The sequence below is a fragment of the Mesobacillus sp. LC4 genome (genome assembly GCF_053543455.1).
The window spans coordinates 320,175-343,169 of sequence record NZ_JBGCUB010000004.1 but is presented as its reverse complement, the minus strand read 5'-3'; the positions used below and the strand labels follow the sequence as shown (position 1 = coordinate 343,169).

At 40.6% G+C, this 22,995-nt stretch carries 21 protein-coding genes; 9 read left to right on the top strand and 12 right to left on the bottom strand.

What is annotated here, in order from left to right; translation table 11 throughout:
- Nucleotides 1–134 precede the first annotated feature (134 nt).
- The gene (locus tag AB5I83_RS15025; RefSeq protein ID WP_448976293.1) at nt 135–863 is read right to left on the bottom strand and encodes a protein-glutamine gamma-glutamyltransferase; all 729 of its coding nucleotides are present in this window, start codon (nt 861–863) and stop codon (nt 135–137) included.
- 206 nt (nt 864–1,069) lie between these two features.
- Between AB5I83_RS15025 and AB5I83_RS15020 the strand changes: the two genes are divergently transcribed.
- The 4 genes from AB5I83_RS15020 to AB5I83_RS15005 all read left to right on the top strand — a co-directional run bounded on the left by AB5I83_RS15020 (nt 1,070) and on the right by AB5I83_RS15005 (nt 3,465).
- Complete coding sequence (locus tag AB5I83_RS15020) at nt 1,070–1,198, top strand: 3-methyladenine DNA glycosylase (protein WP_448976291.1); 129 nt, start codon at nt 1,070–1,072, stop codon at nt 1,196–1,198.
- 38 nt (nt 1,199–1,236) lie between these two features.
- Nucleotides 1,237–1,476 carry a hypothetical protein gene (locus AB5I83_RS15015; protein WP_448976289.1) on the top strand — a complete coding sequence of 80 codons (240 nt, stop codon included), beginning with the start codon at nt 1,237–1,239 and terminating at the stop codon, nt 1,474–1,476.
- Nucleotides 1,477–1,568: 92 nt separating this feature from the next.
- Nucleotides 1,569–1,988 (top strand): pyridoxamine 5'-phosphate oxidase family protein, encoded by a 420-nt coding sequence (locus AB5I83_RS15010; protein WP_226087226.1) that lies wholly within the window; start codon nt 1,569–1,571, stop codon nt 1,986–1,988.
- Between the two features lie 247 nt (nt 1,989–2,235).
- Nucleotides 2,236–3,465 (top strand): NAD(P)/FAD-dependent oxidoreductase, encoded by a 1,230-nt coding sequence (locus AB5I83_RS15005; protein WP_448976287.1) that lies wholly within the window; start codon nt 2,236–2,238, stop codon nt 3,463–3,465.
- Between the two features lie 46 nt (nt 3,466–3,511).
- Here the strand turns inward: AB5I83_RS15005 and AB5I83_RS15000 are convergent, their stop codons facing one another.
- The 4 genes from AB5I83_RS15000 to AB5I83_RS14985 all read right to left on the bottom strand — a co-directional run bounded on the left by AB5I83_RS15000 (nt 3,512) and on the right by AB5I83_RS14985 (nt 7,602).
- Nucleotides 3,512–4,078 (bottom strand): M15 family metallopeptidase, encoded by a 567-nt coding sequence (locus AB5I83_RS15000; protein WP_448976285.1) that lies wholly within the window; start codon nt 4,076–4,078, stop codon nt 3,512–3,514.
- 136 nt (nt 4,079–4,214) lie between these two features.
- On the bottom strand, nt 4,215–4,922 hold the full coding sequence (locus AB5I83_RS14995) for a GDSL-type esterase/lipase family protein (RefSeq protein ID WP_448976283.1): 708 nt from the start codon (nt 4,920–4,922) through the stop codon (nt 4,215–4,217).
- 247 nt (nt 4,923–5,169) lie between these two features.
- Entirely contained in the window at nt 5,170–6,150 is a 981-nt protein-coding gene (locus tag AB5I83_RS14990) for a YsnF/AvaK domain-containing protein (RefSeq protein WP_448976281.1), read from the bottom strand.
- Nucleotides 6,151–6,285: 135 nt separating this feature from the next.
- Entirely contained in the window at nt 6,286–7,602 is a 1,317-nt protein-coding gene (locus AB5I83_RS14985; RefSeq protein ID WP_448976280.1) for a hemolysin family protein, read from the bottom strand.
- A 499-nt stretch (nt 7,603–8,101) separates the two neighbouring features.
- Between AB5I83_RS14985 and AB5I83_RS14980 the strand changes: the two genes are divergently transcribed.
- Nucleotides 8,102–9,895, top strand: a complete 1,794-nt coding sequence (locus AB5I83_RS14980; protein WP_448976278.1) for a methyl-accepting chemotaxis protein — start codon at nt 8,102–8,104, stop codon at nt 9,893–9,895.
- 231 nt (nt 9,896–10,126) lie between these two features.
- Here AB5I83_RS14980 and AB5I83_RS14975 read toward each other — a convergent pair whose 3' ends face one another.
- Nucleotides 10,127–10,597 carry a hypothetical protein gene (locus tag AB5I83_RS14975; RefSeq protein ID WP_448976277.1) on the bottom strand — a complete coding sequence of 157 codons (471 nt, stop codon included), beginning with the start codon at nt 10,595–10,597 and terminating at the stop codon, nt 10,127–10,129.
- Between the two features lie 140 nt (nt 10,598–10,737).
- Between AB5I83_RS14975 and AB5I83_RS14970 the strand changes: the two genes are divergently transcribed.
- Nucleotides 10,738–11,292 carry a tyrosine-type recombinase/integrase gene (locus AB5I83_RS14970; protein WP_448976275.1) on the top strand — a complete coding sequence of 185 codons (555 nt, stop codon included), beginning with the start codon at nt 10,738–10,740 and terminating at the stop codon, nt 11,290–11,292.
- 14 nt (nt 11,293–11,306) lie between these two features.
- Nucleotides 11,307–12,809 carry a potassium/proton antiporter gene (locus tag AB5I83_RS14965; RefSeq protein WP_448976274.1) on the top strand — a complete coding sequence of 501 codons (1,503 nt, stop codon included), beginning with the start codon at nt 11,307–11,309 and terminating at the stop codon, nt 12,807–12,809.
- A 55-nt stretch (nt 12,810–12,864) separates the two neighbouring features.
- Here the strand turns inward: AB5I83_RS14965 and AB5I83_RS14960 are convergent, their stop codons facing one another.
- Nucleotides 12,865–13,482 (bottom strand): TetR/AcrR family transcriptional regulator, encoded by a 618-nt coding sequence (locus AB5I83_RS14960; protein WP_448976272.1) that lies wholly within the window; start codon nt 13,480–13,482, stop codon nt 12,865–12,867.
- Nucleotides 13,483–13,509: 27 nt separating this feature from the next.
- Nucleotides 13,510–15,042, bottom strand: coding sequence for a carboxypeptidase M32 (locus AB5I83_RS14955; RefSeq protein ID WP_448976270.1), 1,533 nt, complete (start codon nt 15,040–15,042; stop codon nt 13,510–13,512).
- Nucleotides 15,043–15,265: 223 nt separating this feature from the next.
- On the opposite strand from AB5I83_RS14955, the gene AB5I83_RS14950 reads away from it, so the two are divergent.
- Both AB5I83_RS14950 and AB5I83_RS14945 read left to right on the top strand, forming a co-directional pair.
- The gene (locus AB5I83_RS14950) at nt 15,266–16,153 is read left to right on the top strand and encodes an ABC transporter permease subunit (protein WP_448976268.1); all 888 of its coding nucleotides are present in this window, start codon (nt 15,266–15,268) and stop codon (nt 16,151–16,153) included.
- Nucleotides 16,150–19,014 (top strand): hypothetical protein, encoded by a 2,865-nt coding sequence (locus AB5I83_RS14945; protein ID WP_448976266.1) that lies wholly within the window; start codon nt 16,150–16,152, stop codon nt 19,012–19,014. The genes AB5I83_RS14950 and AB5I83_RS14945 overlap by 4 nt, the downstream gene beginning before the upstream one ends.
- 275 nt (nt 19,015–19,289) lie before the next feature.
- Here the strand turns inward: AB5I83_RS14945 and AB5I83_RS14940 are convergent, their stop codons facing one another.
- The 4 genes from AB5I83_RS14940 to AB5I83_RS14925 form a co-directional block, all read right to left on the bottom strand.
- A complete protein-coding gene (locus tag AB5I83_RS14940) occupies nt 19,290–20,837 on the bottom strand; it encodes an SPFH domain-containing protein (protein ID WP_448976264.1) in 1,548 nt (515 codons plus the stop codon).
- A gap of 11 nt (nt 20,838–20,848) precedes the next feature.
- Nucleotides 20,849–21,385, bottom strand: coding sequence for a hypothetical protein (locus AB5I83_RS14935; RefSeq protein ID WP_226087214.1), 537 nt, complete (start codon nt 21,383–21,385; stop codon nt 20,849–20,851).
- A gap of 179 nt (nt 21,386–21,564) precedes the next feature.
- Nucleotides 21,565–22,116, bottom strand: a complete 552-nt coding sequence (locus AB5I83_RS14930) for a DinB family protein (RefSeq protein WP_448976262.1) — start codon at nt 22,114–22,116, stop codon at nt 21,565–21,567.
- A gap of 188 nt (nt 22,117–22,304) precedes the next feature.
- Nucleotides 22,305–22,994, bottom strand: coding sequence for a DUF975 family protein (locus AB5I83_RS14925; RefSeq protein WP_448976260.1), 690 nt, complete (start codon nt 22,992–22,994; stop codon nt 22,305–22,307).
- Between the last annotated feature and the right edge of the window lies 1 nt (nt 22,995).

The window sequence follows — 22,995 nt, the reverse complement described above, 5'->3', positions numbered from 1 at the left end:
CTTTTTTTATATTCCCCCGTTTTTTAAAACTATGCCTCGTAAATGATACAAGTTTTCCTTTTAAAAAAAATGAGCAAAAGGAAATAGAAAAAAAGACCGGCAATTTAGCCAGCCTTTTACTATTTTTCCGGTTTTCACTTGGAGAACTGGGATAAATATTTGAAATTCAGCCTGCTATGCTGTTGAAGCATATATGCTGAAGTTGTTGAGCCTTTTTTTCGAAGAGTATTTAATGCATTAATCATTTCTTCTGCTGTTCCAATTCCTATACCATGTCCATAATATAACCCATTCCCAAGGACGACAGCGTTTTCTCCTCTCCAGATAGGCTTGTCAAAGTCAGGATTCATGAAATAGACCACATCGCCGGGAATAAACTCACTTCCTTCCAGGGTGATAATAGCTAAATCGGGATCATGGTTCCAATTCCAAACCAGCAATCCCCTGAATAAGTAATTGAAATCCGTCACTCTAATTGAATCGAGAACAGCCTTGTAAAAAATGACAACCATTGCCGTGGAGCATTCAAAAGCATACTCCTGCCCATTTTCATATATATCATTGATGGCGTAAGAAGGCAGGACAGTCGGATTCAACAAATAGCCTCTGGGTCCTTTCGTCCAGTATCTTGGATTGAATCTTGAATACTTGTAGGAGGTGAAGGCTGGTGAAGCATCCTTAAGTTTCAATGCGGCATCAATGATATTTTCCCGAAGATTTATTTCAAAAAGAAGCTGAAATGTTGTGTCATACTCAAACATCGTCAGGCTATTGTCTAGATGGTCATATATTTCCTTCTGTTTTCCAGATAGATTCTGCAGTTTTTGTGCGCTGGAACCATCTGGAAACCTGATGATTATCATCACTCTCCCCCTCCATATCCCTTTAGATACGCATACATTCTAACTATATGAAGGTAATGGGCTTAAAAGACATGGGACAGGATTGTTAAATGCTAAGCACATTCCTTTGACTGCTTAACTGGCGTTTAATGCCAACAAGTATTTTGTTTCGCTTCCCCTTAAAAGGGTATTTTCATAATAATCACAAAGACAAGGAGGCTTTAATTATGCCGGAGAACACCCATGATAAGAACGATGGTTCGGTTGAACAGGAGAAGAAACAGGAAAACAACAAGGATATTGAGCCTCAAAGGGATCCAGTGAAACCCCAGGAAGAACCGGAAACGAATAAATAAACAATCATGCTTGTAAATTTAACGGAGAGGTGATCACCTTGGGAAAAGAAAATAAAAAGAACATTCCAATCGATAATACTCAAAACATGGACAACCCAGAACAATATGAAACCAGGACGAAAAGTCTTCATGACAAATTCAAAGATGAATTGACAGTCGATCCAATTCCGATGGAAGACCTTAAGCAGGAACAACATGAAGAAAAGGATGGCCATCACTCAAAGGATTCTTCTTCAAGTGAAAAAAAGTACAATGTCGACATCGACAATGAATTATAATGACTTGCTCTGGTAAGTCCAGGGCAGTTTTTCGTTTATAATGACCTACAATGGAAAATTATAAATAGGTATAAATAAAAGGAGGAATCAGAATGGATAATCAAAATTTGAAGGATAAAATCACTCAGGTCCTTGGTGAATCAAAGGTTGGGACGCTGGCAACTGTTGTCGGCAATAAGCCGCACTCCCGCTATATGACCTTCTTCAATGAAGATTTGACCTTGTATACACCAACAAGCAAAGAAACGTATAAAGCGGAAGAGATTGAAAAGAACCCGTATGTGCATATCCTTCTTGGATATGAAGGAGAAGGAATGGGTGATGCCTATATTGAAGTCCAGGGTAAGGCATCCATTCGCGAAGATCAGTCTCTCAAGGAAAAATTCTGGAATAATAAGATGGAAAAATGGATCGAGAGCCCAAAAGATCCTGATTATATTATTCTTGAAATCAGTCCTGAAACGATTCGCCTGATGAATGATCACGGTGAGCCTGAAACATTGAATTTATAAATACTTAGAGGAGATGGAACCCCCATCTCCTCTCCATTGAACTTTAATTTAACCATTTGTCAAACTTTTGTTGAATTTATCAAACCATTTCATATTGATATCAAATTATTATTATCGTAATCTATTGGTAGACCATTTCATGTAAAATTATTCACAAAAAAATTATAAATTTAGGTAAACAACTTATTTTTTTGCATTATCATGTGAATACTTTCACAATAAAACAGCCAGAAAGAAGGAAATTAAGATGCAAACTCCCAAAATTGTTATTTTAGGTGCTGGATATGGCGGACTCATCACTAGCCGACAGTTGGAAAAAACACTTAAGAACGGCGAAGCGGAAATAACTTTGATCAATAAACATGACTATCACTATATTTCTACACAACTGCATAAGACAGGTGCTGGGACAGCTCCGGACGAAAAAATCACCTTACATATACCAGAGCTTCTTAAAACAGACAAAATCCGTTTCAAAAAAGGAACTGTAGAAGATGTAAATTTCACTGCAAAAAAAGTAAAGCTAGAGTCTGGTGAATTTATTGATTATGACTACCTGATGATTGGCCTTGGTTTTGATGTGAGTACGTTCGGAATCCCTGGTGTGGAAGAAAATGCCTTTAAAATCAAAAGCTTTAGGAGCACAAAAACAATTCACAATCATATGCTCAGACAGTTCGCTGCCTATAAGGAAGACCACGACCCTTCAAGATTGACTTTTGCCGTTGCTGGTGCCGGCTTTACCGGAATTGAAATGATTGGTGAACTTATTGAAGCAATGCCTAAGCTTTGCCGCAAATATGGTATACCTGTATCAGACACCCGAATTATCAATATAGAAGCCTCTGAAACTGTTCTCCCAGGTTTTGATCAAAAGGCCATTGATTTTACTGCAGGGTACTTAAGTAAGAATGGCGTTGAGCTGATGACTTCTACGAAGATACTAGAATGCTCTCCAACATCCATAACTTTGGACAATGGTGAAGAACTTCCATCCAGGACACTGATCTGGTCTGGAGGAGTCCGCGGCAACACACTTCTTGAAAAATTGGATCTGCCAATTTCTAAGGGACGCATCATGATTGATAAGTTTTTACGAGTAAAAGGAATGGACAATGTTTTTTGTATCGGTGATGCAGCATTGTTTATGAAAAATGATGGAAACCCACTTCCTCCAACCGCGCAGGTGGCGATCCAACAGGCAGAGGTGTGCGGACCAAATTTAGTGGCGATTTTAAGAGGACAACAGCTTAAAGCATTTGAATATCACCATAAAGGTACAGTCGCTTCCATTGGGAACAAAGCAGCCGTTGGCAAGGTCTTCGGTTTGAAAATCAGCGGTCTATTCGCTGCCTTAATGAAACAAGTGATTGAAGCGCGTTACCTCTTCGTACTTGGCGGACCTGGACTGGTCATCAAGCAACTATTTAAGGCTGGAAAGCCACACACAGAGCTGGCTGTCTCTAAACAAAAGTAATTAGACTTAACTGAGCCTCCTGAAAAAGCATCAGACTGATGCTTTTTCAATTTTGTGAGGCGGTAAGTGCATCACCCGGCGGGCGCTTCCCTCGTTTCAAGTCATTGATCGTTAGGCCAAAACGCATCTCTAAATGAGGATAATCCTTAAAGTGTTTCCAGTCTCCCCCCCACGTAAATCCAAGCTCTTTGGCCATTTCCACCACTTCCATCCAGTCGGACTTTCCATTGTCATTCCCGTCATAAGCAGTGTCCCACAGGGCCTTTCCTTGTTTATTCAATAAAGCGAAATCAATTGCCAAACCAAAATTATGGTAGGACTCTCCTGCTTTTGCATGAGTGACTATTTGGCCTTCTGTCGTTCTACCCTTGTCATATAACTGATTCTGTTCTTCAAAACTCCGGAACCCATCAGTCACCAAGACTCTTATTCCTTTCTCTGCTGCCGTCTGGACCAGAACATCCTTGTTCTTTTCGACCACTGGATGCAAACCCTGAGGCAATGGTACATTTTCATTCAATTCAGGTTTTGTAAGGAATTGATAATATAGGAGGAGCGCAGCAGAAATGAGCAGAAACGTGATGGATGCGTTCCCAAATAGCTTTTTTTTCACAAATAAAATTCCTTTCAGCTTTTTCTTCTAATCTATTATATTACGAATTTCCTGCATAAATGGTTTCATGGAAGGTTTTTGAAATCAATAAAACCTGGCAATTAATCTTGCCAGGCAGAATTTCTTAATCACGAAACTATTCGAATGTGTACCTATTTAAAATACGAGCAGCGATCAGATTGTAGCCTTTGTCATTTAAATGGAGAGAGTCACTGAAGTACTGTGATTTATCTTTTCCTTTGAAAAGGTCATTGGTTGGGATGAACACGACCTGTTTTTCATTTTCAGCCTCTTTCATGATTTTCTTATTCCAATCATCAATTACTACTTCAATAGCTCTGCTGTCAGGGTAAGGATTATATAGGCCCAGCAGCAAGATCGGTGCCTTCTCGTTTTTATCCGACAAGATCTTGAGGATGACATCGAGGTTTTTCAAATAAACTGCCTGCCCTTTCTTTATTTTTTCGTGCTTCAGATTCTCTAAATTCTCGCCATTGCTATTGATTAAATCATTCGTGCCGATAAAAAGGATAAAATAATCTGCTTCATCCAGTTTTCCTCTGATACTTATGTCCGATAATTGGCTGAGGATTCCCGAGGATTCAAGACCATAAATAGCTTCATTATCAAATTTGTAATTTTCCTTATTATGGCTGTTCAAGCTAGATTGCAGGGTATCGATATAACCGGAACCTTTCTGGTCTCCATATCCATAAGTGAGTGAATCGCCAAATGCTACTACGAGCCTGTCTTCTTTCTCTTTTTCAAAATGGAGAACACTGAAAGCAGACAGCAAGATGAATATTACGATAAACGATGACATTAGTAATGTATTTTTCTTCATGATGTGCTCCTACTCTAATTCTTTATCCCTTTTTACCCGGCATGAGTTGAACACGAAACATGAAGAATTCACCAATAAACTTCCTCTTGCTTATACTTCACTATCGTGTTATATTTATCAAGCGATGAGCTGAATTGTGTAAGCCGACAGACACTCCTTTATGGAAATGCACGATGTGGCGTGCAGTCAGTCGCCTCAATACGCAGAAAAGACGCCTTTTGGGCGTCTTTTCTTATTATTTCAGGATTTATTTTCTATCCTTGTAATCGTCACGGTACATACTTGATGGATTGTTATAGCCATCACGGTCTAAATCTGAATTGTTCTTGAGTGAATCGCGATTGCCATCAAGGTCTGCTTCATTGACCATACGATCGTCATCAGCTTCCATATGAGCTTCTTCGTGTTTAACACTTTCCACAACTTGTTCGGTATCTGTCACTTCTCGCTTGCCGATGACAAGCTCTTCAGAAACAACCGGTTTCTTTGTAACCTCTACCTTTTCTTCCATGATTGGTACACGGATTGTTTCGTCGTCATCCATTGCAGCATCCGTACCTGACGCAGTCTCATTCACATCACGTCTTTCCACGTAAACTTCCTCACGTGTGACTGGGATGTTGACCTTCTGCTGTTCTTCGACTACTTCCTTGTGTACTTCTACTTCACCTGCCTGGACTCTTTCCTTTGAAACATCCAATTGTTCTTCCCTTAACTCCAACCTTTGTTCATCGTTGCTGTAAGAATTACTTTCAAGGTTGTTTCGATCATAATTGTCTGTTTCGTAGTTTCCTTGAACACCAGTACCTGTTACGGATGTGTCGGTAACATACCCAGTATCCTCTACATCTAGTCCAGATCCAGTTGTTTCAGCCAAGAGAATGATTCGTCCATTTCGGACATCCTCTTCATATTCTCTTGCAGCATCATCTGTTAATCCGACTCCCACTAAACGGTCAGTAATGGAAGGCTCATTGCCACCCAGATTTCTGTCCGCGTCAAATGCTGTCATCAGGCTTTGCCAAAAACCGCCTTCCCTGTGGTCCTCTGTATCAGAACTAATATTTTCTGTTGTTACACCCGTTCTGCTTTGAAGTGCAGTGGTAACATCATTCGTATCTCCGATGATTGAGAAATCCTGAACGGCATAGCCGTTGTTTTTATATTCTTCAATTGCTTCGATCAGTTCTGTTTGATTATCATATACTCCAACTACTTTTTTAGCCATTTCAAATTCCTCCATTCATTTTATCGTTCATCCGGTTGCACCGGTAGTGTATTCTTACCCGCCATGGACAGGGCTTCAAACTATCCTGGGCTTTCCAATATTAGCCACAATAACTATGCAAAAAAAAAGCCGCATTTAGTCCGGCTTTTCCTCTTCGTCAATATTCATTACTTCTAGATAGGCAATATGATACTCATCGATTTCGATAATCTTGAATACATAACCTTCCTCTTCAATTTCATCACCAATTTGGGCATCAATATTCTTAGTCATGAACCATCCGCCTATGGTATCGACGTCTTCTTCCGATATATGGATGCCTAATAGGTCGTTGACTTCGTCGATCAGTACTCTGGAACTGAACAGATAATGGTTTTCTTTCACTTTTCTGATCTCAGCAATTTCATCAACATCAAACTCATCGCGGATGTCTCCAACAATTTCTTCTATTATATCCTCTACAGTTACCAGTCCAGAGGTTCCGCCATATTCATCAATCAAGATGGCCATATGGATACGCTCCTTCTGCATTTTAACAAGCAAATCATGAATAGGGATTGTTTCAATTACTCGAATGACAGGTTTAATGAATGAAGACAGAATCGATTCTTTTTTGAGATCCTTTTGTGTTAATTTTGCAGTTAGGATTTCCTTGATATTGATCATCCCGACAACATTATCCTTCTCTCCATCAATTACTGGATACCGTGTATATTTCTCTTTTTGAATTACATCGATAATCGTATCAATATCATCTGAAATATCTAAGGTAACAATTTCCGTCCTGGGCACCATAATTTCTTTGGCAATTCGTTCATCAAACTCAAATATATTATTCACATAGTTCAGTTCATTTTGATTGATTTCTCCACTTTCATAGCTCTCTGATAGAAGAATCCGCAGCTCTTCTTCAGAATGGGCTATTTCATGCTCAGAAGCAGACTTTAACCCGAACAGCCCGACTAGAAGCCTAGCTGAACCATTTAATAACCATATAAAAGGGTACATAATTTTATAAAACCAGATGATTGGTTTGGAAAAAGCAAGGGTGATGGCTTCAGCTTTTTGAATTGCGACCGTTTTTGGAGCCAGTTCCCCAACTACTACATGCAAAAAAGTAATTGAAACAAAGGCGATTCCAAACGACAATATTCCAGCTAAGGACGAATTTATGTGAAAGCTCTCAAAAACAGGATGAAGCATTTCTTCAACCGTCGGCTCCCCCAGCCACCCAAGACCTAAAGCTGTAATGGTAATGCCGAGCTGGCAGGCAGAGAGATATTCATCGAGATGTGTGACGACATGCTTTGCCGATTGAGCTCCTTTTCTTCCTTCTGATATCAGCTGGTCAATTCTTGAACTCCTGACTTTAACGATGGCAAACTCTGTCGCTACGAAAAAACCAGTCAATGCAATCAATAAAACCACTAGTAGCAAATTAGTAATAACCAATGGGCAAGCCCTACAACAGTAAGGCAGTCACCTCCTAAAAACATTTCCTGCATTTAAAATGGATGTTGTGCAAAAGGATCTTCCTTTACTTCCTTTTGGCCATTTTTTAAATTATACCCTTATACTAAACAGCTAACGCATAATAGAGGAAAAACGTGAATCAAACCGTTTTTATTATTGGTCATCAGACAATAATTTATTTTAAATAAAAGCTGTTTCCTGTCATCTGACTGCACTTCAAGTTTTCAGGCAATGCCTCAAGAAAAACTGATGGACAATATTTTTGGTCTTAGACACAGATGTGTGGCATCCTCCGTTGTACTGCATTCAATTAAAAAGAAACAACTAATTCTCATCCATTTAGCTTAACTAATTTTGAAAATTGCCGAAAATAACAATAATGTGAGAACAAAATCCTAGCTTTCAATTTTTTAAGGTGAAGGAGATTTTGTTCGTGAATACTATTTAATGCCTACGAAGATCAGAGGGAGTGGACAAATTGCTTTTCAAAAAGAAAAAAAACATGGGGAAAATTTCTGAACCAAAAAAGAAAACGAATAGAAAATACTTCAAAAGAAATATGAGCCTAAAAATAAAGATTGTATCTTTGAGCATCATATCGATGCTGGTCCTTGCTTTGGCGACAACTGCTTATGCTCAATACACGATCAAATCAAGCAATCTAGAGTCATTGGAAGCTGAGTTGAATACAATTTCAAGCCTGTTATCGGACCAGGTTTCTGCAGGCAAGGCACAAACGATCATTGCGAATCCTTCAAAAAATAACCCTGGAACCACCTCAATGCAAAAACAAATGGACCAAATACTTAAGGAAAATCCGTTGATACATAATCTTTACTTAATTACGATGGATGGAGATCAATTCATCATCCCAACAATGAGCTCTGCCATGATGTCAAAGGATCTCACATACGGGTCAAGTTATTCGGGAGGAAAAGAATTTGATAAAGCCGCACTCGAAGCTTTTAAGAAAAATAAAAGGACAACGACTGATATATACAAATCGCAAAACGGAGAAAAAATAACTGGCTTCGCGCCAATCACCGATATGTCCGGAAAAACGATCGCCTTGTATGGTGTCGAATTTGACGTTTCACAGGTTAATAAAAAAATCAATGCTGAGGTTGCCGGGATTTGGATCCTCTCCCTCATCATCCTGGGACTCTCTAGCGCCGCGATGTATTTCCTTGTGTCCAGGCTCATCAAACCGCTTAATAAAATCAAGGTACTGACAGCAAACATCGCTAAAGGTGACTTGTCACAGGAAGATATTATCGTCAAATCAAGGGATGAAGTCGGAGCACTGGCTGACAGTATCAATACGATGGCTGCATCACTTAGAACGCTGGTTTCCCAGGTACAGACAACTTCAAGCGAAGTTTCGAGTGAAACAGTTGGCTTAACCAAAGTAGCCTCGAGTTCAGTTGAAGCAATCAGGGAATTGACCTCAGCCAACCAGCAAGCGGCTGCCAGTACACAGGAGCAGAACGCCAATATTGAAGAAATGCAGGCAACATTGGAAGAAATCAATGCAGGGATTGAAGAAATCAATGCTTCTGCACAGCAGGCAAGCTACATCGCAAAAAATTCAACCCTTACATCCAAAGAAGGGACAGTAAGAATTGACGAAATGCTTGCTGGACTTGAAGGAGTGGATGAAAATACAAACCAGTTGGCTGAGATTATCACGATTCTGGAAAAGCAATCAGACAAAATCACACAATTCGTCAAGATCATCAATACCATTTCTGATCAGACAAACCTGCTGGCATTGAATGCAACAATTGAAGCTGCCAGGGCTGGAGAACATGGAAAAGGATTTGCTGTAGTCGCTAACGAGGTCCGCAAGCTTGCAGAGGAAAGTGCAAAATCAGCTTCGACCATTATTTCCATCGTTAACGACAATGTCCAAAACACTCGTACGGCAGTCAATTACATCACGAAGACGAGAGAAGCAGTGCAATATAATAAAGACCTTTCTGTAAAGGCAAAAGATACATTAAATCAAATATATGAAACAACACTGGAGATCGAGGATAACTCCAATAACATTGCAACTGCCATTGAGCAGCAGGTCATCGCATTTGAACAAATCACCAACTCTCTTGATACAGTCTCTCAGGCATCCCAGCAAATTGCTGCGGGTACCGGCCAGACAGACCAGTCCACACAGGAGCAGCTCAGGATTGCTGAGAATGTAAACGAGAGTGCAAAAATCCTTCAACGCACAGCATTGGAGTTAGAAAAATTGACAGGTAATTTTAAGTTATAGTTAGAAAAGCGCAAGCGCCTTGGTCAGCCCCGACAAGCGTTGGAGGGCTTGACAGTGAAGTCGCTCTTTGACTTCATTGGCAGGACGGAAACGTCTCGAGCTGCTCAAAGCTAACGCTTCTCGCAAGATAATCGAGGAAGCAATCTCGGGGATGAAAACTGGCTAGGCGCTGGAGCTAGACACTAGTCTTATCCAGGTACAATAGAAAAAGGATGCCCGCGGGCATCCTTTTTACCTTTTTCTGAATCCTTCTTCTTCTAAATACTGTTTGGCCTCATTATACGAAAGGAATGTACCGTCAAGATTCAGGCCTGCATACACATTCCACATTTCATCTTCATGAACAAGAATCAATGTATGGTTTTCTGAATTGATCCAACGCTCCTCCTCATTGTCCTCAATGATGGCAGATTCAACGGTACTGTTGACTGACAGTGATTGAATCGATTGTTCAATGATGTTTTTCAATTCTTTCTCAGTAAAATCCCGGATATTTACCAAGCCCTTCGGATCGACATCATAGCCATCTAAAAACTCTCCATAGACAAAGCCATTTCCATTCGGATGAAGATGATACACAACATTTTTCTTGTCATAAATACTTTCCGCAAAATGAAAGTTCACACGGCCTAAAGAGACATTTTTCCGTTCGAGTTCAGGGAATGATTCAATGATTGCAAGTTTTTGTTCAAAAGTCAGCATAATTGCCTCCTGATTAATCCTATTTTTTCGATACTGTTCATTATAACATTTGATATCAACTTAACAAAAAAATTCACAAGCATTTTATATGTTACATAAGTTGATTTATTATATAATTAAGTTACGTAAGGAGTGATTCGATGCAGACGGTAAGTCCAATTAAATCGAAAAATAAGATTAAGCACATGAAAGATTTCCTCGAAAATCACTCAACCAGGGATTTTTGTTTATTTTTACTTGGGATCAATACTGGAATCAAACTGCAAGATTTACTTAGCCTGCGTGTACACGATGTGTGCCAGCAGGACGGAAAAGCAGCAAATGTGCTTTCTATTCCTTCCTATAGCAATCCCCCTGTTTACTTAAATGCTCCTATCAGGAGTTCCCTAGAGAAGTATTTATCCGAAAATACTTTGATTGATTCAGACTATCTTTTTAAATCGCGAAAAACTTCTAACCCTATCACAAGGCAACAAGCCTACCGGATTATCAATGCCGCAGCAAAAAATGCCGGTATTGATGAACCGGTAGGCATGATCACCCTCAGAAAAACATTTGGCTACCATGCCTACTCCCAGGGCGTTGCCATTTCACTGATCCAAAAGAGACTACAGCATGCCTCACCTTCCGAAACGAAGCACTTTATTGGAGTGGACGTGGAAGCAGTACCGGTTAAGATTGATATCAATTTATAAAGGGGGAGTTTTTATTGCCTGAACATATAATTAGTACAGACTCTTTTATCCTGCTTTTAGCATTTTTATTCATTGTAGGAGTTTTAACCACGAGATTTTCAACCAGACTTGGGGTTCCTTCTTTGATTTTCTTTATCATGGTCGGTATGGTCATGGGCAGTGATGTTCTTGGCATCATATATTTTGATAATGCAGGACTGGCTCAGATGATCGGTGTTATCGCCCTAGTCATAATCCTGTTTGAAGGCGGCCTGCAAACTGATTTGAAAGATGTCAGGCCAGTGATTATCCCTTCTTTATCACTTGCAACGGTTGGAGTTCTAATCACCTCTGGAATTGTTGCCGTCGCTGCGAAAATGATTTTGGGCCTTGATTGGTTAGAAGCCATTTTATTTGGGGCAATTGTTGGCTCCACGGATGCCGCAGCTGTTTTTGCAGTCTTGAAAGGCCATAATATTTCACCAAAACTCGGTTCTACTCTCGAAGCAGAGTCTGGATCCAATGATCCGATGGCAGTATTCTTGACAGTAGCAATGATTGAACTTATCACGATTCCTGATGCAAGTATCCTAAAGTTGATTGCAGACTTCTTTTTGCAAATGGGACTTGGCCTGATACTGGGTGTGATTTTTGGAAAGGTCGCTGTCAAATCATTGAATTCGATAAACCTTGATTCCAGTGGCCTTTATCCGGTTTTCGCGACCGCATTTGCTTTGCTGACTTATGGAGTAACTACGTTCTTGAATGGAAGCGGTCTTTTGGCCGTATACATTGCGGCGATTACCATTGGAAACGCTGAGATTGCATATCGGCATTCTATTTTCCGTTTTACCGAAGGTTTCGCCTGGATGATGCAGATTCTAATGTTTGTCATTCTTGGACTCCTTGTCTTTCCATCAGAACTTTTCAATCTGGCTATTTTGATTCAGGGCATATTGATATCCATGATCCTGATGATGGTGGCAAGACCTGCAGCTGTGTTTATTTCAACAATAAAAATGGATTACTCCCAAAAAGAGCGTATTTTCCTTTCATGGGCAGGATTAAAAGGTGCCGTCCCTATCATCCTCGCTACCTTCCCTTTACTAGCAGGAATTGAGGACAGCCATCAAATCTTCAATGTTGTCTTCTTCGTCGTGCTGACAAGCGCACTGATCCAGGGGGCTACTATTCCAATGCTAGCTAACAAGCTGGGATTGAACGGTCCTAAGAAAACAATTCCGATGCAGTCACTTGAGCTGATTTCACTTGGAAAAGCAGATGCCGAGATGATTGAATATGAAATGGAAAGTGATAGTGCGATTGTCGGTAAAACGTTGATGGATATCCACTTTCCTGAAGGAACACTTGTGAATGCGATTATCCGCCACGGCAAACTGATTGCACCTACCGGCAATACTGTCATCATGGCAGGTGATTTCCTCTACATCCTTTCAGGGAGGAAGAACAAACCGAAACTGAAGAAGCTTTTGAAGGAAAAAGCAAAATATCAACAAGATACGCTAGATCTTAATTAAATGCGGTTCGCTAACAGCAAACTAAAAACCAGTGAGAATCCTCACTGGTTTTTAATCATTTTAAGCTTAGTTTTTCCAAGAATATCGTCTGCATTTCTCTTAATATATGTTTATATTGGTAATCTTCAAGTATGGTAGCCTGTAATGTGGCCCCATTAACAATCGCCCAAAATATATCCGCATATGTCTGTGGATCAAGCTCTTTGTTGAATTCACCAGCTGTTTGACCTTCTTTAATGATCCCTGTCAGCAGTGAGACAAAGAAGTCCCTGTATCGTTCAGTCAACATTCCCTTTAACTTCGGGTTCCGCGTCGAGTACAATCTGAACTCGTAATGGACAATCGCATGTCCGATATTCTCTTCATCATTGGGGTCATTGTTCAAGTAGGCCTCAATCAGGTAATTGAGTTTTTCCAATGATGTCTCACGCTCCGCAATGGCTTTGGCAAATTTACTTCCCGAGTCATTTGTTTGACCTTCCATCAAAGCAAGATAAATCTCATCTTTACTTTTGAAGTAATTGTAAATTGCCCCCTTGCTCAGTCCGGAACGGGACACAATATCATCGACTGTCGAAGCTTCAAATCCCTTTTCGGCAAAGCAAACATGGGCACTCTGCAAGATCTCCTGACGCTTCCTTTCCTTATATTCCTCTGAAACAATTGGCGTCATTTCATTTACCTCATTTTTTCGCGATGATTAAAGTTTATATACCTTACTATACTTCTCTTCCAGGTACTGTACCAGATAATCCGCATTCAATTCTTCACCGGTGGCTTTGACGATCAGTTCATTTGGAGTATACAGCATTCCGTACTGATGGATATTTTCTTTCAACCAGTCCTGAATCACTGCAAAATTCCCCTGCTCGATACTTTCATAGAAACCTGGTACATCTTTCTTGATCTTATTCAAGATTTGTGCAGCATATAGATTACCAAGAGAGTACGATGGGAAGTATCCCAGCCCTCCAAATGACCAGTGGATATCCTGAAGGACGCCTTCACTGTCAGTGGATGGTGTGATGCCGAGATAATCCTTCATTTTTTCATTCCAGATTCCAGGCAGGTCCTTTGCCTCTATTTCCCCGGCAATCAATGCTTTCTCAATTTCATAGCGAACCATGATATGAAGATTATAGGTGAGCTCATCTGCCTCCACTCTGATGAAGGATGGCTGGACAGCATTGGTGGCACGATAGAAATCGTCCAATTCCACATCCCCTAATTGCTCCGAAAAATGTTCCTGCAGCTTCGGATAGAAGTACTTCCAGAATTCCTCGCTTCGTCCCACCATATTTTCCAGGAATCGGGATTGAGATTCATGAATACCAAATGAAGCTCCTTCCTGTAAAACTGAATCCTGGAACTCTGGATTGATATTTTGTTCATAAATACCATGCCCAGCTTCGTGAATTGTTCCAAATATAGCCGATCGGACATTATGTTCAAGATACCTCGTCGTAATCCTGACATCCCCTGTATTCACAGTTTGTGCAAATGGATGGACCGTTTCATCCAGCCTTCCTGCTTCCATATCAAAGCCGATTAGCGGCAAAATATACCGATTGAATTCTTTTTGCTTCTCTACCGGATATGACTGCTCGAATATTTCGACTGACGGCTTGTCAGAAGACGCTTGAATTCTTTTTAGCAAATCCGTACTTGATTCTCTTAGTTTACGGAACAATGGATCGAGCTTTTCAACTGTCAGACCAGGCTCAAATTCATCAAGGAGCGCATCATATGGATGGTTTTCATAACCGTAAATTTCTACGGCTTTCCTTTTAAAATCTACAATCTTCTCAAGGTACGGAAGATATCTATCAAAATCATTATTCTCCCTGGCTTCTTCCCAGGCATCATTCGCTTTTGATGTAAGCACTGAGAAATCTTTAATCATTTCAGCCGGAATCCTGTTTGAACGTTTATAAAAACTTAGCCGTTCTCGTACCTTTGCCTTTGCAGTATCATCAAGGTACTCCTCCGCTTCAGGTGTACTGAGTGTACTTAGAAGCTCTCCCATTTCTTCTGATACAGTAAGCTTGAACGCTTCCGTTCTCAGTGTTCCGTTAGCATTTGCAAAAATGGAACGGCCTTTTTTTGGTGAGATGACCTTTTGATCCCAGCTTAACAAACCTAAAATACTATTAAAATGCGAAATCTTCTCATCTAATTCATTGAACTTTTTGAGCGCAGACATGATTGATTGATTCATTACCTTTGCTTCCATGCCAATCTCCCCACTTTCTGATTGAGTGAATTTCCCCCTGGAATTCTAGCTAATTTGCGTTGATAAGATAACTAAATAAACTATCCAGTCGGTTTATTATAATTCATATTACAATATTTTTTCAATTATCACAAAATTATTAATTAAAATTTTAAAAATTTGCAACCTTTCATGAATTAACTACGTCAAAACAAAAAAAGAAATTTTTTCCAAAGGAGATTGTATGAAAAAAATCATTCATTACCCATTTTTATTTCTGACCTCTATCGCAGGTCTTTTATTTTTCATGGCCTTTCCAAGGCTTTTTACCTTCCGGGAACCTGACAGTGAACACCTTGGAGTCAATTTGTTATCCTTTTTAAAAGTAATCAGGGATACTTTCATGCAATTTTTCAAGTCTTCCAGCTGGCAATTTTTTGAGAACTGGAACACGGAAAGTGTTCTTGATCGCTATACATATTCTCTTGAACTTATTTTCTTCAGTCTGTTGTTCACTATTTTCATAGGAAGTGTGATTGCTTATTTATTTATGAATCTTCCGTATAAACACCGTTTAAGAGTGAAGAATGTCTTGAACTTTTTTGAAGGGCTTCCGGATTTGCTGGTCATTTTCATGATTCAACTGTTTTTGTTCATGCTCTACAGAGAGTTCCAGATCCGCCTTGTCACCATGTACGGACTGGCAGGCAAAGAACCAATCATCTTCCCAATGATCATTAACTCTCTCCTTCCTTCGTTATTTTTCGCTCAATACTTGATCAAGGTTATGGAAGAAGAATTCGAAAAACATTATATTCTACTTGGCCAGGCAAAAGGGTTATCTAGACTTCATCTGCTTTTCTCGCATTTAACCAGGAATATCGTTCCGGTTGTCTCGATCCATTTTAAGACCATTATCTTTATGGTTTTAACCACACTTGTCCTAGTTGAACATATGTTTGTCCTAAATGGATATATAAAGGAGCTCCATAAACTGCTTCAGATGCGAAGCACATCACCAGTAAGCATCTTTTTTTACGTGGGAGTTTTCATGCTTCCTATCATTATTGTTGAAAGAATCGTTTCTTTGATTGGCAAAAAGTTCGGAAGCTTCCGGGGGCTGGATATATGAGAAGAATTAAGAGATTTCTACCGGCTGGGATTTCGTCGGTTGTTAATAAAGCAAGGTCGGATTTGAATTGGCTTATCAAGAATACAAAAGAACTGAATAGGCAAAAAGCAAGAAGGGGATTATCTCTTTTTTTTAAAGCTTTTCTAAGGATGATCGTGAAAATAAGTTCATATATTAATCAACATAAACATCGGAATCTCCTGGTTGGTTCAACAATATTGTTCACTTTGTTCCTGATTAGCTGGAACACAGAACTGATGCCTGAGAGCAATGAACCGTTGATATTCGATGAAAATGGGAAGTTTGTCGCGGCTCCGCCTGCTCCCCCTTCACTGACCTTCCCGCTCGGGACAGATTTGGGCGCAAGAAGCATGGTTAACTTGGTGCTCGTAGGAGTAAAGTATACTCTCGGTGCTGTAATGGGGATAACACTTGCTCGATTATTGATTGGGACATTACTGGCACTTGTAACGAAATTACTGTATCCGAGCTTTAGACGATATTTCTCAGCTTTCTTTTGGCCATTCCGGTATATTCCCCAATTGCTCGTCGGGATTATTTTGATGCTTCCGGTAGCTTCATCCCCAACCGGGATTTCAGCAATGGTCATACTGGAATATCAATTGATCATCATGCTGCTGGTCGGACTTCCCGGCGTCTATAATTACATTCTTGATATGATGGATGAAATTGAGAAACAGCCTTATGTGCTAAGCTCAACACTGATGGGGGCAAGCAAATTTCACATGTTGAAAAAGCATGTATGGCCGAACGTCAAATCTCATTTTCTTTTATTGACAACACAGCAAATTTTATCAATATTGCAGCTGTTGACGTTTCTAGGAATCTTTTCATTGTATTTAGGCGGGCCGCATCCGACTCCTTTGACTGATACACCAAGGCTGATTTACCGTTCGATCACCAACGAGCTTGCCGGTATGGCCGGACAGAACTTCTGGCTGATCAGAAGAGCTCCGTGGATGGCTTACAGTCCGATGTTAATCATTGCTTTTATTGCCATCATCGTCAACTGGATGAAAAAAGGGATTGAGGACAATTTAGCCGGAGTCGTACCTGCCAAAAACAGGGTGAAAGCAGCAGTCGATCAGGTTAGAATAACAGACACCTCCGTATCCAAAAATTTTGTGCTAGTAGGCGTCCCCGAACAAGCTAAGACAGAGTATGAAAAGAAGAAATATGTCAGTGACATGGTGAGAGAAAAACTCACGATAGCCCGCAGGTATTTTAGCAGCTTTAGAGTTTATCGATTTATTGACAAGCTAGTCATAATGGCTTCTAAACATATTTCGGAATACCCTAAGTCTGCATTTACCGCATTATTGACGGTAGCCTTCGTGTTATGGGCGGGTGTATTTTCGTATGCGGAGTTTTTCGCAGAGGATCATACGAAGAAAGAGGAAAAAAGTGTTGGTGCATCAACTGAACCCAAAGAGGCTAAAGACTTATTTAGTTACAGCTTTACCAATAAGGAGCATGAGCCGGTCAATTATAAGGCCGAATTGACCTATCTGGATGCTGATGCCACATTGCAGGGAACTCTGCATGTTACAACTACTAATACTACCGGTGCCGTACAGGAAAAAGTCTATTTTCACCTGTACCCTAACCAGTTTAAGGAACCGATTGATGGTCCGGACTGGGAATTCGTCAGAGGCCCTTCACCGACACCAGGCTGGATTGAGATCGAAGACATCAAAGTGAATAAGCAAAAAGCTGATTTTAAAGTTGAAGGCACGATATTAGAAATACAAATGGATGAGTGGAAAGTCAATTCTGCCGCAGAACTGGACATCCAATTTAAGTTCCAGCTCCCTTCGAATTACAGCAATGCTAGTTATGATTATGCCGCAGTATGGCTTGGCAGTTTCCTGCCCATACAGGCTGTACATGATAAAAACGGCTGGAATCTGGATCCTTATTCACCATTGGGATCTCCTTTTTATAGCGAAACAGCTAACTATGATGTAGCCATTAACGCCCCTGCTAAATACGAGATTCTTTCGAATGGAGAAGAAGCAAATGCAACAACAGAAATCGAAGGTGAAAACAAGAAATATAGTGCTAAGGTAGAGGGTGTCCGCGATTTTTCTATCGTCTTATTGGATACTCAGTATTATCAAACGGAAAGATTCATGACTAGTAATGAAACACTCGTGAATGTTTGGTACCGTCCTACCATTGACAAACAAGAAACAGCAAACAGGAATGCAATGGGCGCTGGTCAATCGATCGAATATTTCGAGGAGTTTTTTGATTCAACTTTACCTTATAAAGAACTGGATATTATCCGTACCGGAGAAGGCAACCCACAAATGGCTTACCAGGGGATGATTTTCTCAGCTGGATATAATTTTTCTGATAACAGCTATACATCCCTAAGCATGACAGATGGCGTGATTCGTCAATGGCTTTCAGGTTTGGTCGGCAGTCATGGATATAAAGAACCGTGGGTAAACGAAAGTCTCGTGAGCTATTCCCTGAAAACTTATATGGGTGAAAAAGGCTACTTGGTTAGAAGCTCTGTAGAAGAACAAATGAAACAACAAGAAGAAATCGCCAGAATTCAAAAAGAAGGCCAGTATTTAAGCAGCCCATTAAGCGATTATAAAAATATCAATGACTACGCCGTCATGATGGGTATACAAGGGTACAATATGTATGCTGAACTGGACTATTTAGTGAAGGCCGGAAAAGTAAACAAAGCTATGAAAACTTATGTCCACGACTATACAAATAAAAACGCATCTGGACACGATGTAATCACACTCTTTGAAAAAGCAGGCCATCCACAGGCAAAAGGATATTTCAAGGGATGGCTGAAACCTGAGGTAAAAGAATAGTTCTTGTTTTTGCCTGAGCTTGTTTTAGTGAGTTCAGGCGATTTTTATTGTAATGCAACTGGAAAAAACGAGTGATTTTTTCCAGTTCGCTATAAAACCGAAAAAGTCGCTATATAATTGTAAAAGTCGCTATATTATCGAATATGTCGCTATAAAAAATTGTTTTCGGATATAGAAATAACATTTTCTCTATAAAATGGATTTTCATCACTATATAATAGTACCTTCACAATTAAAAACCCGCCTGAAATCGGTGTCCAGGCGGGTTTTTCCTTCTATTCTTCCTGCTTTAGCGCTGATTCAATTCGGTTTTCGGTCTTGGTATCGCGAATTTCATCTGTCAATGCATCAATACTGTGTCTTACATTCGCTTTTCCTGAGAAGTTTTCGATCAGGTCTTTGACATCGATTCCTGACGAAGCTTTAAGGGACTCTTGAAGTGTTGCCATTAAATTGGTGGCATAGCCCGTTACCTTGTTCGCTCCGCCATTGGAGTCACTGCCTCCTGTGTCGACAACAGTGATCTTGTCAATGTTTCCAAGTGGCGCTGCAACTTGCTTCGCGTATTCAGGAAGCATTTTCAGGATCATGTCGAGGATTGCAGCCTGGCCGAACTGTTCGAATGCTTCAGCGATCTTCTCTTTTGCTTCTGCTTCTGCGAGACCTTTCAGGCGGATAATTTCAGCTTCTGATTCACCCTGTGCGCGCTCGGCTTCTGCTTTTGCCATACCATCCATACGGACTTTTTCTGCCTCCGCTTTAGCCATTGCTTCAATACGGTACTTATTCGCATCTGCTTCAGCGATTTGCTTGGCCTTATCTGCTGCTGCGGATTGTTCGACAGCATAGCGGTCAGCATCAGCCTTTTTCTTGACCTCTGAATCGTACTGGCGTTCACGGCGCAGAATTTCTTTTTCTTCGAGCTCAATTTGCTTTTGGCGCTCGATGATCTTGACCTGCATTTCCTGCTCTGTTACCTCTTGCTGAGCTCTTGCATTTTCCAAATCATATGCCTGGTCGGCACGTGCCTTGGCAATGTCCTGCTCACGGCGGAATTCCGCCATTTTCAGGCCATTGATTTTTTCAGCTTCGGCAATTTCAGTCGCCCGTTCGAATTCGGCCTTCTTCGCTTCTTTATCCGCTTCCGCTTTCTTGATGCGTGTTTCTTTTTCCGCATCAGCCGTCGCGATGTCCGCATCTCGTTTTACTTGGGCAATACGAGGTTTACCAAGGGAGTCGAGGTACCCGTTTTTATCACGTACATCCTTGATTGTGAATGAAACAATGATAAGTCCCATTTTTGCAAGGTCCTGTGAAGCAACACGCTGGACTTCCTGAGAGAACTTATCACGGTTCTTATAGATTTCTTCTACAGTCATCGATCCTAGAATGGAACGCAAATGCCCTTCTAAAACTTCCTTCGCTTCATTCTCCCGATCTTCTTTCGTTTTTCCAAGAAACTGCTCAGCGGCAGTTGCGATTTCACTGATGGATCCGCCAATCTTGATGATAGCCGTTCCATCCGCCATTACTGGCACGCCTTGCTCTGTGTAAACTTCCGGAGTGGTTACTTCAAGCTTGCTCGAGAGCAGGCTTAACGGGCGGGATTGCTGGAATACAGGGAAGATGAACGTACCGCCGCCTCTGATTATTTTTATTTTATTATTCGATTCATCCGTGTGCACATTCCGGCTTCCCAAGAAGCTGCCCGTAACAATCAAGGCTTCGTCAGGCCCAGCCGTTTTATATTTGGTGATGAATACGGCAACCATTGCGATAACAAGGAAAACAACAAAGCCAATAACAATAAACATAAGATCCATACCTTTTCCCCCTAAATATAAGTCTCTAACTCTTCGTACATCTTGACTTGCAGGACTCCATTTTCAATATCGATGATCAATACTTTTTTTCCATATGGAATTTCAGTTTTTGTAAAGCTGACAGCTGGCTTAGAGATGCGGCCGCTGATATTCTCAATCATGACCTCTCCATAGCCGTCGACCGGAATTCCTGTTATGACAGTCCCAATCCTCCCTCTTAAGTCACTCTCTTTATACACGAGAGACTCTTCGGCATTGGATAGTGGGATCAGCACAAATACATTCAGCAAAGTGACTAGAATAAGAGCAATAATTGCAGAAGCAGCAGCAATCAGAACGCTGTGTAGCTTTGTAAAAACTTCGCCTAAATACCCGCCTGCTGAAAAAATCGCAACAAAAGAAAAAATTAAAGTTGGATTCACAAAAGGAATAGCTTCTGTCAGTCCCTCAAGGGCATCCCCAAAAAATAAATAAATGATTGTGACACCACCCGAAATGACCAACCCGTAAAAATAAATCGTTTCTAATGGTATGCCAAACAGCTCCATTTTTACTCACCCCTTGCTAAAATCGAACAAGCACCCTCCTTATTCCATTTATTTCTTGATATGTAATACGATTGTCACGAAGATTAGTTTCAAAAGTTTTAAAAATTTGTAGAAAATTAGCTGCATTTGATTTTTTTAAAAAAGAATCCGTGAATGCTCCACGGATTCTGCTCCATAATCTATTTAGCTGAATGTTCTTTTTGCATACTATAAATCTTCTTAATCATCCTAATCTGCCCTCGGTGGTTAATCTCATCTTCAAACACATGGAACCATTTAAAGTAATTGTTTCCTGGCTCGTTCCACCACCAGTTCGTCTGCTCAAACAGCCACTCGTCAGAAAGAATCCGGAACTTATTGTACGTATCTTCCCGTGCAGCCTCGAGATCAGCCAGATAATGTTCCAGAGGAAATCCTTTGAATGAGGCCTTTCCTTTTTCCCCAAGTGCGAGGCCTGCCGCAAGGGCTTCTTCCTCTTCCGGAGTTGGATCCCTTTTCTCAAAAGTCACAATCTGATAGATTCTTTCTACTGCCGCCATGTGGGCAAGCAGCATGCCAATTGAATTTGCTTCATCATGGATTAGGAAATCCAGTTCCTCTATTGTGAGGCCTTCTACCTCTTCAAGGGTGGTGGAACGTACATAATTCATCATAGACACCAGGTGACCGAAAGTAGGTTTGAACCCATCCTTCTGATCGATTAAAAACAGTTGAGATCTGTCTACTCCCATAATTCCCCTCATTTCTTAAGTTTCGTGAACTATTACTATTCGGCAGTTTCCACAATTATCCTTCAATATTTTTTGAGTATGTTTTGGACTGCCTGCTTTACATGAACACAAACATGGCAAAACAGCCACTCCTTTATAAAAGGAAGTCCGTAAAAAAGCCCAGCTACAAGTAGCTGGACGTTTTCATGTTAGCTTTCCAAATCAGTTGACTCCGGTTCTTCATGGCCTTGCGGCGCGATCAATTCATTATAGAAGGTTGCATTGGCTGTACTGATGTATGGAGTCAGCCAAAGGAAACCAATTCCAAAGGTAAAGATGGCAATGAATGCCCAACCTATAAAACTAAGATTCATCAGGAAATATTTCCACTTATAGCCTTTCATCCTGACTTTACTTTCCGTAATCGCTTCAAGAGCCGAGAGTTCCGGGTTATCTCTAAGCAGGAAGAATACTTGAGAATAGGATAGCCCTTTGATAATGCCCGGGATAATTAATAATAAAGACCATAGAAGCGTAAAGATTCCGACGAGGATGGAGGTCCCGATTAGCTTAAGCGAAAGCTCCCATTCTTTATATACCGCAAATACATCAGAGATTTTCGGGTCATTCCACCTGGCAATGCTTAAATAGAACCAGTAGCTGGCAACGGTCAGCGGAATGAATAAAAAAGAAATCAATAGATTAACCATATCTGCAATTACTGGCGTTTCGGTTTGATTAAACCACTGAGAAAATCCACCACTTAACAAGATCTCTACAATCGTGGGCACGAACGTCGTGATCAGAAAAACGATAAAAGTAAGAGCGACACCAAGGCCCCACTTTCCTTTTAAAGTGGCAAGGGATTTCTTTTTGATCTGTGAAATCGTTAAATTCATC

What these genes read in the sequence shown, in the direction of transcription:
- AB5I83_RS15025 (WP_448976293.1), bottom strand. Translation starts at nt 863, where the DNA reads ATGATAATCATCAGGTTTCCAGATGGTTCCAGCGCACAAAAACTGCAG.
- AB5I83_RS15020 (WP_448976291.1), top strand. Translation starts at nt 1,070, where the DNA reads ATGCCGGAGAACACCCATGATAAGAACGATGGTTCGGTTGAACAGGAG.
- AB5I83_RS15010 (WP_226087226.1), top strand. Translation starts at nt 1,569, where the DNA reads ATGGATAATCAAAATTTGAAGGATAAAATCACTCAGGTCCTTGGTGAA.
- AB5I83_RS15005 (WP_448976287.1), top strand. Translation starts at nt 2,236, where the DNA reads ATGCAAACTCCCAAAATTGTTATTTTAGGTGCTGGATATGGCGGACTC.
- AB5I83_RS14995 (WP_448976283.1), bottom strand. Translation starts at nt 4,922, where the DNA reads ATGAAGAAAAATACATTACTAATGTCATCGTTTATCGTAATATTCATC.
- AB5I83_RS14990 (WP_448976281.1), bottom strand. Translation starts at nt 6,150, where the DNA reads ATGGCTAAAAAAGTAGTTGGAGTATATGATAATCAAACAGAACTGATC.
- AB5I83_RS14975 (WP_448976277.1), bottom strand. Translation starts at nt 10,597, where the DNA reads ATGCTGACTTTTGAACAAAAACTTGCAATCATTGAATCATTCCCTGAA.
- AB5I83_RS14970 (WP_448976275.1), top strand. Translation starts at nt 10,738, where the DNA reads ATGCAGACGGTAAGTCCAATTAAATCGAAAAATAAGATTAAGCACATG.
- AB5I83_RS14960 (WP_448976272.1), bottom strand. Translation starts at nt 13,482, where the DNA reads ATGACGCCAATTGTTTCAGAGGAATATAAGGAAAGGAAGCGTCAGGAG.
- AB5I83_RS14955 (WP_448976270.1), bottom strand. Translation starts at nt 15,042, where the DNA reads ATGGAAGCAAAGGTAATGAATCAATCAATCATGTCTGCGCTCAAAAAG.
- AB5I83_RS14950 (WP_448976268.1), top strand. Translation starts at nt 15,266, where the DNA reads ATGAAAAAAATCATTCATTACCCATTTTTATTTCTGACCTCTATCGCA.
- AB5I83_RS14945 (WP_448976266.1), top strand. Translation starts at nt 16,150, where the DNA reads ATGAGAAGAATTAAGAGATTTCTACCGGCTGGGATTTCGTCGGTTGTT.
- AB5I83_RS14940 (WP_448976264.1), bottom strand. Translation starts at nt 20,837, where the DNA reads ATGGATCTTATGTTTATTGTTATTGGCTTTGTTGTTTTCCTTGTTATC.
- AB5I83_RS14935 (WP_226087214.1), bottom strand. Translation starts at nt 21,385, where the DNA reads ATGGAGCTGTTTGGCATACCATTAGAAACGATTTATTTTTACGGGTTG.
- AB5I83_RS14930 (WP_448976262.1), bottom strand. Translation starts at nt 22,116, where the DNA reads ATGGGAGTAGACAGATCTCAACTGTTTTTAATCGATCAGAAGGATGGG.
- AB5I83_RS14925 (WP_448976260.1), bottom strand. Translation starts at nt 22,994, where the DNA reads ATGAATTTAACGATTTCACAGATCAAAAAGAAATCCCTTGCCACTTTA.